The sequence below is a fragment of the Bacteroides sp. An322 genome (genome assembly GCF_002161765.1).
In the GTDB taxonomy this organism is placed as follows: Bacteria; Bacteroidota; Bacteroidia; order Bacteroidales; family Bacteroidaceae; genus Phocaeicola; species Phocaeicola merdavium.
This window is the reverse complement of sequence record NZ_NFIN01000002.1, coordinates 59,956-73,249: the sequence shown is the minus strand read 5'-3', so window position 1 is coordinate 73,249 and position 13,294 is coordinate 59,956. Positions and strand designations below refer to the sequence as shown.

Annotated in this window: 6 protein-coding genes; 2 read left to right on the top strand and 4 right to left on the bottom strand. The window is 47.5% G+C overall.

The window, feature by feature from the left end; all coding sequences use genetic code 11:
• Positions 1 to 36: 36 nt before the first annotated feature.
• A complete protein-coding gene (locus B5F91_RS01390; protein WP_087427432.1) occupies positions 37 to 1,002 on the top strand; it encodes a FimB/Mfa2 family fimbrial subunit in 966 nt (321 codons plus the stop codon).
• Positions 1,003 to 1,097: 95 nt separating this feature from the next.
• Here B5F91_RS01390 and B5F91_RS01385 read toward each other — a convergent pair whose 3' ends face one another.
• From B5F91_RS01385 to B5F91_RS01370, 4 genes are all read right to left on the bottom strand, one after another.
• On the bottom strand, positions 1,098 to 2,879 hold the full coding sequence (locus tag B5F91_RS01385; protein ID WP_204244650.1) for a cellulase family glycosylhydrolase: 1,782 nt from the start codon (positions 2,877 to 2,879) through the stop codon (positions 1,098 to 1,100).
• 108 nt (positions 2,880 to 2,987) lie between these two features.
• Positions 2,988 to 4,793: a hypothetical protein gene (locus B5F91_RS01380; RefSeq protein ID WP_087427320.1), complete on the bottom strand. Its 1,806-nt coding sequence runs from the start codon at positions 4,791 to 4,793 to the stop codon at positions 2,988 to 2,990.
• Positions 4,794 to 4,815: 22 nt separating this feature from the next.
• Positions 4,816 to 6,546: a RagB/SusD family nutrient uptake outer membrane protein gene (locus B5F91_RS01375; RefSeq protein ID WP_239416129.1), complete on the bottom strand. Its 1,731-nt coding sequence runs from the start codon at positions 6,544 to 6,546 to the stop codon at positions 4,816 to 4,818.
• 26 nt (positions 6,547 to 6,572) lie between these two features.
• Positions 6,573 to 9,749 (bottom strand): TonB-dependent receptor, encoded by a 3,177-nt coding sequence (locus B5F91_RS01370; protein WP_087427318.1) that lies wholly within the window; start codon positions 9,747 to 9,749, stop codon positions 6,573 to 6,575.
• Between the two features lie 466 nt (positions 9,750 to 10,215).
• On the opposite strand from B5F91_RS01370, the gene B5F91_RS01365 reads away from it, so the two are divergent.
• On the top strand, positions 10,216 to 13,236 hold the full coding sequence (locus B5F91_RS01365) for a glycoside hydrolase N-terminal domain-containing protein (protein ID WP_087427317.1): 3,021 nt from the start codon (positions 10,216 to 10,218) through the stop codon (positions 13,234 to 13,236).
• Positions 13,237 to 13,294 lie beyond the last annotated feature (58 nt).

Here is a 13,294-nt window from a genome sequence, read left to right as displayed (position 1 = left end):
ATGTTGTATGAATGTATTTATTTAAAACTCAACAATATGAAAAATTTGATTTATTTAGCGGCATTTGCCTTACTTATGACAAGTTGCCATGATGATGAAGCCCCAGCTATCCACGAAGATACGGCATCCAACCTAATCAGTCCAGCCTTATACATGAACGTATCTACCCGTGAAGGAGATAAGCCTTTCACCGGAGTGTTGAGCATCGCTCCTTGTACAACAGGTACTTCCGTTTTTTACGGGAATTATGTCAATCAAAAGCTAACCCCTTTCTACGGCTATTATTTCGTAAAAGACGGGGAAGTATATCCGAATGAAAACAACCGGGTACTGAATTTGCCAGCAGGCACTTACGACATGATTTACTGGGGAACCCCTCAATACACAGAACCGATTTATGCCTATCCGAATGTTAGAGAACCGAGCTATAGCATCGGAGGCGATTTTGCCACACAAGACTTCACATTATTGAAGAATCCGAATGACACTACTTACTATCCCACATTCGACCTTGTATATGCCCGCCGTTCGGTAAACGTCGGCACAGAAGACCTTGACGCTGCTCTTCATCGGGTCGTATCTGGATTGAAAATATCAGTAAAAGGGAAAGACGGTCAAGCACTTAGCAATAGCATAACCAATATTGAAATACGTGTAACAAACATTGCGGAAAAGTTGAATTTCTATACTGCCCAACCCGAAGGAAATTCCCGTACAATCGCATTTCCGCTGGTACGTTCGACCGATGGGAAAGAAATGACCAACGGTATTGTCATGACATTCCCTTCTTTCGGTATCCCTGAACTGCAAGTATTAGCTACCCTTCAGAACGGGCAAATAAAGACATTCAAGCAAAAGCTGAATGCCCCACTGGAAGCCAATAACAAATTGACCCTTTCCCTTAGTATAGGAGACATACTGGAAGAAGAGGATGAAGGAAGTTTCACCATAGATGACTGGAATGAAAATAACGAAGAAATAAATGTTCCGGTACTGGAATAGTGAATAGTTAATAATGAATAGTTAATAACGGTAGATATCTCTGCCCACCGTTATTAACTATTCATTATTAACTATTCACTATTAATTGTCTATTGTTATTGAGGCGCACCGTCATAGACCGATTGCAATGTGTACGATTCATCCTCCGTAAAAATTCCTCGCTTCATCACGTCAATCACTTCTTCGGCATTGTTCAGCATTTCTCCCGTTGCATGATTGAATAATCCAGACGTTTCCGCCCCGCTTCCAGAACTTCCATTGTCCCAATAGAAAGGAGGCAAGCCGTAATCTTTTGCCGCTTTGCATACATATTCTAAGTAATATAAGCGGAATGATTCGGCACGGGCATCGTTCCGATGCACACACCCCATTTCGCCGATATATGCCGGAATGCCTTTGTCGATAAACGCGCTCTTCATTTTCCCGAACTGGGTACGCACATTATCTTCATCTCCCCACGTAGCTTTCTTTGCCGGGTCTCCGGTATGCCCCCATTCGGATGCAGTGGCTTCCAGCACAAACTCATTGGGGTCGTAGAAATGAACGGCTACCATCAGGCGGTTCTGCACCGCATCGGTAGGCAATACGAAATTCTCCACCGTCAGGTCGATATTGGTCACATAACCCGGCACGCCCAAATAACGCTCTGTATTGTTTCCGCCCGTAGCGCGCACAGCATCCACAAATACTTGGTTCCATTCATTCAATACAGCATATTGCTTACCACCATCGGTACGGTTGTCTCCCCAACCCCATCCGCCATCGTGGATTTCGTTCATCGCTTCAAATACCAAGAAGTTTCCTTTATCGCGGAAGCGTTCGGCTATTTGGGTCCACATCGCTTTCAGTTGGGCTTTAACGGCTTCATTTACCGTCTCATCGGCTGCGGCGTTCTTGATATTCAGCCAATACTGGCTATCCGCCCCGTCGTGGTGGATGTTGATAATCGCGTTCAAACCTGCATTTTCAGCATAGCCTACCACTTCCGCTACCCGGTTCAGGTAATCGGCATCGATGGTATAATCGGGAGCCGCGCCTACCTTTCCCAACCAAGTAACCGGAATACGTACAGAAGTAAATCCAGCTGCGGCAACCCGGTCAAACAAAGCCTGAGTGGTCGGTTCATTGCCCCAACCTTCTTCAGCCACCCCATTGTTATGCGCATCCAACTGGTTTCCCAAGTTCCATCCCAAGCCCAAACTTGCTGCTATTTCATACGGAGTCTCACCCGATACGCCCTGTCCTCCTTGTCCTGCCTCCTGCACAATGGATACAGTCTCCGAAAGGTCATTTAAGGTAAAAGTGATTGTCCCGGTACGTTCCGCACCGTGGTTGGCGGATACCGTGAAATGCAAGGTATATTCCGTCATCGCACGGGCTTTGTTCACCTCGGCTTCCGTTATCCACGAATCATTTATCGTGTACGAATAATCGCCGTTTGTGGTCAATGTCACCTCCAACGGACCTCCTGCCGAAGGCATTTCGTAAGAGTTTTGTGCCACAATCAAACCGTCGCCAGCCGTTTGGGTCACCTGTACCGAAGCCGAAAAACTCCCAGCCGTGACCGAAAGCGTTGCAGTACGGTCTTCGGTTTCCGTATTGGCTTCGGCAGTTATATCATACGTATAAGTGCCTCGTTGGGTCACATTTACAAAAGCCACATTACACCAGTCTTGATTGCTTGTCACCTGAGGTTCAGTTCCAGATGCAATAGACAAGGTTTGCGTTCCGCCTGATTTGGCGAAAGCCAGTTCGGTAGCAGAGATTTTCGTTTCGCCCGAAAACCCGCCTTCTTCCTCGTCCGAGCACGAAGCGAACATCGCCGTTCCTGCTAAGAAAGCGAAAAATAGAGTCAAATAAATCTGAATGTGTTTCATTGTATCATGTGTTTTTATAGAAACGCAGATTAATGCGGATTTTCGCAGATTATAATTTAATTATTTATCTGCGTGAATCTGCGAAAATCTGCGTTTCTTCGTTATCTATTACAGAATAGAAAGATTATCAATCGTAACCGTTACGGCATCGGGATTCTCGATGTCACTGAACATCTCCAAGAAGTCGATGCAAAATACGATTACACCATTATAAGCAGCCGAGGGACTATAATGAATGGTATATGTACCGTCACCTTGGATAGTTGTCATACCCTCACCTTCGCCTACGGTAGGCCACCAGCCATTCGCCGTACACATCAATTGAGCGGTATATGAATTGGTTGCGGCAGCACCGGTCAAACCACTAATCGTAAAGGTCAAGTCCATTGAATAATCAAATACGATTGCATTCGGATCGAAAGGTTGATTAGATGCCGTAGAACCATATTGGTTATACAATTCCACACGGAAGTTATTGTTTGTCTCTTCCAAGTGTCCCCAATCAATCTTCGTATTGTCTACCGCAATCACCGTAGCTTCAGGAGTGCTGCTTCCGCCACCTGCATTGGGCAGGAAATGATAAGCTATATATTCGTCTTTCTCGGTGCTGCGCTGACCCAGCCACATACCCATTACGGTACCGCCTGCAGTCTCGATGCTCAAGATACGCAACTGGTTTTCTGCTGTTGCGCCGAACATGATGTCTCCACCGCCGATATGGTAAGTCGGAACACCTGCATCGAAGGTATAAATACCGTCTTCATCCAAGGTATAAGTACCTGTAGTAGAAGTTCCATCCGGCATCTCGAAAGTATAAGTCATATCTGCCGAGTTCAAGGTCATGCTCAGGTTTTCCAATCCGTCTACTACCGTAGCCCAGTCGGGATAATTGCCTGCGGTAAAGTTGTTCATCAGGCTTCCGTCCAGATTTGCCCAGTCGAACGGTACATCGGGCGACATGGTCCACTTGATTTCACTCGTTACCACTTCCGATACCATATCCTGCCAACCGTCAGGCAATGTGGGTTCGGGATCGGGTTGGTCTTCGGGCACGTAATTATCGGCAAATTCCTTGGATACAAAGTTCCAAATCAACCACCACGGACCTTCGCTATTATCACGCATCACACCAATACGCAAATGGTTCTCGTCCAGTTCCAATAATTGCAAATCCCTGCGCCAATTAGACGCACGGTCGGTCCAGCTCGGCGTATGAAGCAAGTCGCAATCGGTAAAGGTAATGGTATGCGTATCCGTATTCAACATGAACGTACCGGTCTGTGTCTCATTGGAAGACGAATTGAACACCGTTACATTTGCCCCGCCTTTCAGATTAAACGTCATGGTACTTTCCCAAATCACATCGTCTCCGGTATGTCCTACTCCCGGATCCCAGTTGGCACTCCAATTGTTCCATGTCACCGTTCCAGATGGGTCGGCGTAGGTCAATTCACCTGCGGCAAAACCATATTCGCCGTTATCAAATATCCATACTTTCTCCTGGTCTACGCCACCGGTCAGATAAGTCCAAAGGTCATCATTTACGAAACCTGCATAGAAACTATCAATGGTAAATGTAGCCGTAGGGCCATAAACAATACCGCCACGGGTTTCAACACCGAATTTTACTTCGTATTCTCCCTCGAAAGGCATCTGCAACGTCACTTCCGGTCCTTGCGCGCGTCCTTGGGGATGTTCCCAGCACACTTGATAATTAGCAGGCATCAAGCTCTTTAAGTAAACGATATTCGGGTTTTCCGAATCGTGAGTAATCGAGAAGGCAATGCCCTCTACCAAGTCTTCAGAAGCCACATCTGGAGCTTCCAAATCGTATGAATCAGGCGTACAGGCAGACACGATGCCTACGAGCAATGCCACCAACGCCATTTGTAATGTATGTATCAGTTTATTCATAATGTTTCGATTTTAAGTGTTATTACCAACCTGCATTTTGCTTCAACACACCATTCGACAAGGTAATCTGATTGTTCGGAATCTGAGACAAACCTTGCTTGTTTGTGATATTCGAAGCGGTGATGCTTACTGTACCCGGATTGCCTCCGTTCTCTACCGAAGTGTTTCCTGCAATCTGAGAAGCGGCATAATCCACGCCTTGACGAAGCAAATCCCAATAACGCTGGCCTTCGAAAGCAAATTCCAGTCTGCGTTCGTTCATAATATTAGCTTGAGTTGCAGATACCTGACGGTAATACGTAGACAATACCAAGTTACCTTCTTCATCTTCTTCGGTAAAGGCACGTTGGCGTACTTGATTCAAGTATTCCTGTGCATTGGGGCTTCCCAATTCAGCCGCCATGAGCAACACATCGGCATAACGCATCACCACAAAATCCTGATATTGGGAAATCATGTAGTCTCCACCGCTACCCAATCCGGTAGTCTCATCGGTCAAAGTCCATTCGCCGGTTGATTCATTCTGTTCCCATTTCGAGAGAGTGGTATATTTCTTAACGGTATATCCCGTATAATCACGCTGGTCTTTATAACCATTTTCGTAATTCGGGTCATCAGCTATTCCTTCACTTACCAGATTAATGATAGAAGCCTCGCGGCGTGTATCGCCTGTATTGTATGCCATCCACATATTCGGATTGACCGTACAAGCTCCCCAGCCTCTTCCATAAGGAGTCCAATAGACATTGATGCTACGGATACCCATATTGACCAACCAACGGTTTCCATCTGCATTGCCGTTATAATCAGAAGTATAATTAAACTTCATAGCCAATACCGTTTCTTCATTTCCACGTCCGGCGTAGGTAGATTGCTGGGTATAACCGCTTGCGGCATTGCCTTCCCACCAAGTGGAAGCCGCGGGCCATAAGTTCTTGAATTGCGGAACCAAGGCATATTCACCCGAAGCGATGACATCTTCCAAACCTTGCAATATAGAAGCTTTTGTCACGCCTTCCACACTCGGTTCTTTTCCATAATAGCCGGTATAGAACAAATACACACGTGCCAACAAGGCTTTGGCTGCATATTGCGTGATATGCCCGTCATTATTTGCCGCATCACTCTTCGGATAAGCCGAAGCCGGAATGTTTTCGGCAGCATAAAGCAAATCATTGAAAATGACATTATACACTTCGTCCGGCTCAACCTGAGGACGGTTTTCATTCACCGGCTCGGTAAACAAAGGAATATTCCCCCACAAACGGACCATATCGAAATAACACAAGGCACGGAGCGCACGGCACTCGCCCATGTAAGTGCCTCTTGTCTCTTCACTATTCCAAGCGATTTGCTCTTCGTGCGCAATCAGTTCATTGCAACGGTATACCGCCGCATAATACGAAATCCAATCCTGTTCGAATATATTCAATTCAGAAGGCGACTGGGCTTGGTCGAAGCGGTCTACCACTTGATAGTTACCCACATCCGAAATACCCGTACCTCCGAAACACTCGTCCGCCATCAGTTCCGATGCCATATAAAAGCCTCCGATATTGCCCGGATTGGAATTTGTGCATTGCCACCCGTCATAGCATCCTATCAAGGCACGATATGCATCACTTTCCGTCTGATAGAAATTACCGGTAGTAGATTCTACCTTCGACTCTACATCCAAGAAATCAGCGGTACATGAAGCTAACCCCATGCCAGCCAATCCCAATGCGATCATATAGATTTTATAGTTATTCATATCTTTCATTGTTTTAGATTATTCAATTAGAATTTCAAGTTTACGCCAATCAGGTAAGTACGCGGACGCGGGTAATATCCCAAGTCGATGCCCGATACCCAGTCGGATGTACCGTAACCGATTTCCGGGTCCATACCGTCATACTTCGTGAAAGTAAACGCATTCTGCACTTGGAAGTACAAACGTGCCTGGCTAATGGCTTTCAGGTTAATCAGTTTCGCGAAGTCATATCCTACGGTGATGTTGCTGATGCGCAAGTAATCGCCGTCTTGGATATAAAGGTCAGAGAATTGCCAGTTGATATTATTTTCCGTTACACGCGGAAGGCGGTTGCTGGTGCCTTCACCCGTCCAGCGTCCTAAGATAGACGAGGTATAGTTCGAATACTTATTGGCATGGTTACGGTAGCTCTGTACAATCTGGTTTCCAGCCGCTCCGTATGCGGTTAAAGCAAAGTCAAAATTCTTATAGCTGAATCCGAGGTTGAAACCGTATGTAAAGTCGGGAGTACCGTTACCCAAATCCACTTTATCGTTATCGTCAATCACACCGTTATGGTCTTGGTCTACGTAGATGACATCACCCGGTTGTACATCGGCTTGCAAAATACCGTTTCCGGCTGCTTTCCAATCTTCAATCTGTTGCTGGTTTTGGAAGATTCCGGCGGTTTCATATCCCCAGAAATAACCTATCGGATGACCGTTCGATGCACGATAGAATTCCGGTGTATTGTCATACAACATATTGGTATCACCGTGGATAATGCCGTCTTCGGTCGGAATGTTTCCTACCTTATTTTTATTATAAGCACCGTTGATGCCTACATTGTATTGGAAATCGCTTCCGATTTGGTCGTTCCAAGTCAAAGCCAATTCGATACCGGTATTCTTCACATCACCGCCATTGATGAACGGAGCACCTGTACCTGCCGTAGCCAAAATCGGAGCTTCCACCAACCAGTCTTTTGTTGTCTTGATATAGAAATCAGCGGTCAGGCTCAAACGGCTCCGCAGGAAACGGGCATCGATACCGATGTTGGTCTGTTCGGAAGTTTCCCATGTTACGTCTTCATTCGCCAAACGGCTCGGATAAGAACCCCAATAACCGGATTGGGCATCAGCTCCTACTTGATTACCGAAAATATAATGCGTGTTGCTTGACGTAATCGGGGCGGTGTACTGGTAGTTATCAATGTTCTGGTTACCTACCTGACCCCAGCTGACACGGAGTTTCAAGAAGTCCAGCCAATCGTACGTGTCTTCCATAAAGGCTTCGTTCGAGATAGTCCAACCTGCAGATACCGAAGGGAATACACCGTAACGGTTTCCACGAGCGAAACGAGAAGAACCGTCGGCACGGACCGTAGCATTAATCATATAGGTTTCTTTCCAGTTCCAGCCGAAGCGGGCGAAATAAGAAACCGTGCGGGTCTCATCGTTCGGATGACCTGCCGCACCCAGTCCGTTATCGGTGCTGGTAGCCGTACCGTTATCTACGTATGCATGTTCCCAATCATCGAATCCGTCACGCAAGATACCGTTCGTAGCCCGTAAATACGTACCGTTATAGCGGCTGATTTCCATACCTACCAAGGCGTTGAAAGCATGTTCGCCTACGGTCCAATCGTAGGTTGCCGTATTGGTCCAAGTCATGGTCAATCCGTGTGTCATGTTCTGAGCGGCACTGGTACGTGTATCATTGAAACTATAAATAGAGAAATGATACAACGGAGAAAAACTACGGTATTCATTTGTGCTATATACAGCACCGAATACGGTACGGAACTTCAAGTTCTTGATGGGTTGCAATTCGGCATAGACATTACCCGAGAAAGTGGCATCCTTATTCTCGTTATTGCTATTGGTCATCATGCTTCCGTAAGGGTTTCCGTCTCCATTATACCAGTCGGAGTTGGTCGTATCGTTATAAGGCGAATCATAAATGTTATTGTCGCTATAAATGGGAGCCAACGGAGAAGTGCCGAATGCTCCGCGAAGCGTATTGTTATATTGATTACCTACTGAAATACCGTTGTTCATCTTATAAACGAAGCTGACCTGCTCGCCTACCTTCAACAAATCGGAATCCTTGAAAATCTTATGTTCCGAATTGATACGGAAGTTATAACGTTCGTAATTCGATACATCCTTGCCACCTACGATACCTTCCTGGCTCATGTAGCCCAATGACATAGCATAGGTAGAAGTTTCCGAACCGCCCGTAATACCTAAGGTATAGCTTTGTGTCTGGGCATTGTTCTGGAACATCGAGTTTACCCAATCGGTATCATACACATTACCGTTCGCATCGTAGATGCTTTCGAACGAATTCCAATCGTATGGCGCATTGCCCGAGTTGACCGCCTGCTCGTCCATAATCATCATATACTCTCTGGAGTTCAGCATGTCCGCCTTGCGGGCTTGGGTTTGCCAACCGTAATAAGCGTCAAACGAAATCTGAGCCTTTCCCGCCTTTCCGCTCTTGGTGGTAATCAAAACCACACCGTTAGCGGCTTGCGCACCGTAGATAGCGGCGGAAGCGGCATCCTTCAAGACATCAATGCTTTCGATATCGGCTGGGTTCAAGGTCGAAATATCACCGCCTACCCCGTCTATCAAATAAAGCGGAGAAGCATTACCCACCGTACCCAAACCACGGATACTTACCTTCATGCCTTCGCCCGGCTGACCGGAAGTAGAAGAAATGTTCACACCCGGAGTCTGGCCCTGCATAGCCTGCAACGGGCTATTGGTGTTCATCTTCGCCAAGGTCTCACCTTTTACCTGCACCGTGGCACCGGTCACCAATTTCTTCTTCTGAACACCGTAACCTACTACGACTACTTCATCCAAAGTTTCCGAATCCTCTTCCATTACTACATTCAATGTAGTTTGATTGGTAATTTGGATTTCTTGCGTCTTGAAACCGATGTAAGAGAATACCAACGTCTCGCCGGAAGCTACGCTTACGGTATAATTTCCGTCGAGGTCGGTAATAGCGCCATTAGTTGTCCCCTTCACTTGCACACTAACGCCGATAAGCGGCAATTGGTCTGCAGCAGAAGTAACAACACCCGAAACAGTTAGATTTTGCTGAGAAGCCTGAGCGGCTCTCACACCACTTGCAGGGAAGCATAATAGCATCGCCATTGCAAGAAAACACAGTTGCACGAAAGTGCACTTTCCGAATAAGTGTTTACTCATGGTACATTGTTTAATAGTTAAACTTAATCATTCATTTCTTGTCCTAATAAAACGGAGTATAACATGGCAAAAGCCCTCCTCTTCATTTAGGACAACGCAAATATATTACACTTATATAAAAAAGAAGGGGCGAATTTGTTTCCCCTAAGGGCACATTTTGTTTGCATACCCTTTTTATTATCATTCCTTACCCCTAAGCATATTAAGCCGATAAGCACAAAACACAAAGGCATAGAAACTACGCCAATATGTCAGTTATCTGCTGACAAAAATGCATACGGCTTCATCGCCCTACGCATCCGTATGTATCTGCCCACGAAGCCTGCTTCATCCGCCTACGAAGCCGGCTTCAAAACATTCGATACCCTAATTAATAACATCATGCCTAATCTTAAATCCAAAGAAACCTTTCAAATGAGAGAAAAAAGATTATCTTTGCAAGCAACTTAAACTAATATTTAATTGTATGCAAAACAAAAAACTACTTTTACTCGCTTGGCTCATCGTCTTCCCGATGTGCCTTTTTGCGCAAACCAAAGAAAAGATTATCAAAGTGGCTTGTATAGGCAATAGCATCACCGAAGGATTTGCCTTGGAGCATCCCGAAACCGAAAGCTATCCAGCCGTGCTCCAACGTCTGCTAGGGGACAAATATAAAGTAGGGAATTTCGGACTGACCGCTCATACACTCATGATGAAAGGAAACTTGCCCTACATGGCAAAGCAACCCTATCAGGACGCGCTTGCTTTCTTACCCGATATTGTGACCATCAAGTTGGGCACCAATGATACAAAGCCCATGAACTGGGTACATAAAGAAGACTTCAAGAAAGACCTGAACACGATGATTGATGCCTTCGAGGCCTTGCCTTCACATCCGAAAATCTACCTTTGCCTTCCCGTTCCGGGAGGACGGGAAGACTGGGGCATCAACGATAGCATCACCACATACGGAGTCATTCCCCGCATCAAGGATGTGGCTCACGAACGCCATTTGCCCATTATCGACCTGAATACACCCTTGCGCCCTTATTTCCCGCAAGCCTATACCGACGATGTGCATCCCAATAAATACGGAGCGCAACTCATCGCCGAAACCATCTACCGCGCCCTGACCGGAAAAGAGCCGATGCCCACTCTGAAACGGACCGACCAAACCTTATGGTATGACGAGCCGGCGGCACAATGGGAAGAAACTCTCCCGTTAGGCAACGGACGCTTGGGCATGATGCCCGACGGAGGTATCGCGCGGGAGCATATCGTACTGAACGACATCAGCATGTGGAGCGGTTCGGAAGCCGATTACCGCAACCCGCAAGCCTCCGAAAGCCTTCCCCGCATCCGCCAACTCCTCTTCGAAGGCAAGAACAAAGAAGCGCAAGAACTGATGTACACCAGCTTCGTACCCAAGAAGCCCGAAAAGGGAGGCACGTACGGATGTTTCCAGATGCTTGCCGATATGTACATCGAATACGATTATCCCGATGCGGAAAGCCCGGAGGAGGATTACTTGCGCTGGCTTAACTTGGATGAAAGTGTGGCATACACCACCTTCACGAAAAACGGAACGCGCTACGTGCGTGAGTATTTCGTATCGAGAGACAAAGACGTGATGCTTATCCACCTGAAAGCAGACCGACCGGACGCACTCGGATTCCGCCTCACTTTGAGCCGTCCCGAACGGGGAAGCGTGCGGAAACTGAGCGAAGGAAAACTGGAAATAGCAGGTACCTTGGATAGCGGGAACGAGCGGAAAGAGGGTGTACGCTATTCCGCCATAACGGGTGTGAAGCTTATAGGAAACAAGAGCCGGATGCAGACCCATGCGGATGCTATCGAAGTTTCGGATGCCGGTGAAGCATGGATTATCGTATCGGCGAACACGTCGTATATGAAAGGCGAACTGTATCAGACCGAGACCCAACGCTTGCTCGACCAAGCCTTGGCTTCCGATTTAGCGCAAGCCAAGCAAGAGGCGATAGATGAATACCAGCGGCTCTTCCACCGTGCGGGAATCGTTTTGCCCGAAAACCCAACCGTTTCCGGACTAAGCACCGACAAGCGGCTGGAAGCTTTCCAAACGCAGGATGACCCTTCGCTGGCTGCCCTTTATTATAATTACGGACGGTATCTGTTGATAAGCAGCACCCGTCCCGGAAGCCTTCCGCCCAACCTCCAAGGGCTTTGGGCGAACGGGGTCACCACACCTTGGAACGGGGATTATCATACGAACATCAACATCCAAATGAACCACTGGCCCGTAGAGCCGGGCAATCTTTCCGAACTCTACCAACCGATGATAGCCTTGGTGGAACGCTTGGTGAAGAGCGGAGAAGAAAGCGCGAAGGCATTCTATGGAGAAGATGCGAAAGGCTGGGTGCTTCACATGATGACCAACATCTGGAACTATACCGCTCCGGGCGAACATCCTTCGTGGGGCGCGACTAATACGGGCGGAGCTTGGCTCTGCGCACACCTATGGGAACATTACCTTTATACGGGCGACCGGCAATACCTTGCCGACATCTATCCTATATTGAAAGGAGCTTCGGAGTTCTTCTACTCTACCATGGTGCGCGAACCGGAACACGGATGGCTGGTGACCGCTCCTACGTCCTCACCCGAAAACGAGTTTTACGCATCAAAGAAAGACCGTACACCGATAAGTATCTGCATGGGACCTACCATGGATATACAATTGGTGCGTGAACTCTATACCAATGTGATAGAAGCCGCATGCATCTTGCATACCGACTCCCTTTATGCCGGAGAATTAAATAAAGCCCTCACCCAGCTTCCCCCGCACCAAATCAGCAAGAAGGGGTATCTGATGGAATGGCTCAAGGACTATGAGGAAGTGGATGTGCACCACCGCCATGTATCGCACCTGTATGGCTTGCATCCGGGAAACCAAATCTCGCTTTACCACACCCCCGAATTAGCGGAAGCGTGCCGTGCCACGCTTGACCGGAGAGGAGACGGAGGAACGGGCTGGAGCCGGGCATGGAAAATCAATTTCTGGGCACGCTTGGGAGACGGAAACCGAGCATACACCTTGTTCCGCAACCTGCTTTATCCCGCCTATACGCAAGCCGCTCCCACGGAACATGGAAGCGGAACCTTCCCCAACCTGTTCTGTTCGCATCCGCCTTTCCAAATGGACGGAAACTGGGGAGGCACTTCGGGCATCAGCGAAATGCTGGTACAAAGCCAGGAGGGATTCATCAACCTGCTTCCAGCCTTGCCCGACTCGTGGAAAACGGGAAACCTGTACGGGTTCAAGGTGCGTGGCGGAGCTACGGTAGACATGAAATGGAAAGACGGGAAGCCCGCTGAAGTCATCCTCACCGGAGGCTGGAACCCGAACCTCAAAATCAAGATGCCGGAAGGCGTGACCGAAGTATCGGTAAACGGAGAAAAACGCCCCGTGAAAGGCTTCTTGGAACTTACGGTTACGGAAGGGGAAAAAACAACAATCGTTTTCTAAAGTTTTTTCTATTATAGTTCATTTAACCGTAGGGGCGGGGTTTGCCCGCCCGAAGACA

Coding starts and splice junctions, on each gene's coding strand:
- B5F91_RS01390 (WP_087427432.1), top strand. CDS start 37: ATGAAAAATTTGATTTATTTAGCGGCATTTGCCTTACTTATGACAAGT.
- B5F91_RS01385 (WP_204244650.1), bottom strand. CDS start 2,879: ATGAAACACATTCAGATTTATTTGACTCTATTTTTCGCTTTCTTAGCA.
- B5F91_RS01380 (WP_087427320.1), bottom strand. CDS start 4,793: ATGAATAAACTGATACATACATTACAAATGGCGTTGGTGGCATTGCTC.
- B5F91_RS01375 (WP_239416129.1), bottom strand. CDS start 6,546: ATGAATAACTATAAAATCTATATGATCGCATTGGGATTGGCTGGCATG.
- B5F91_RS01370 (WP_087427318.1), bottom strand. CDS start 9,749: ATGAGTAAACACTTATTCGGAAAGTGCACTTTCGTGCAACTGTGTTTT.
- B5F91_RS01365 (WP_087427317.1), top strand. CDS start 10,216: ATGCAAAACAAAAAACTACTTTTACTCGCTTGGCTCATCGTCTTCCCG.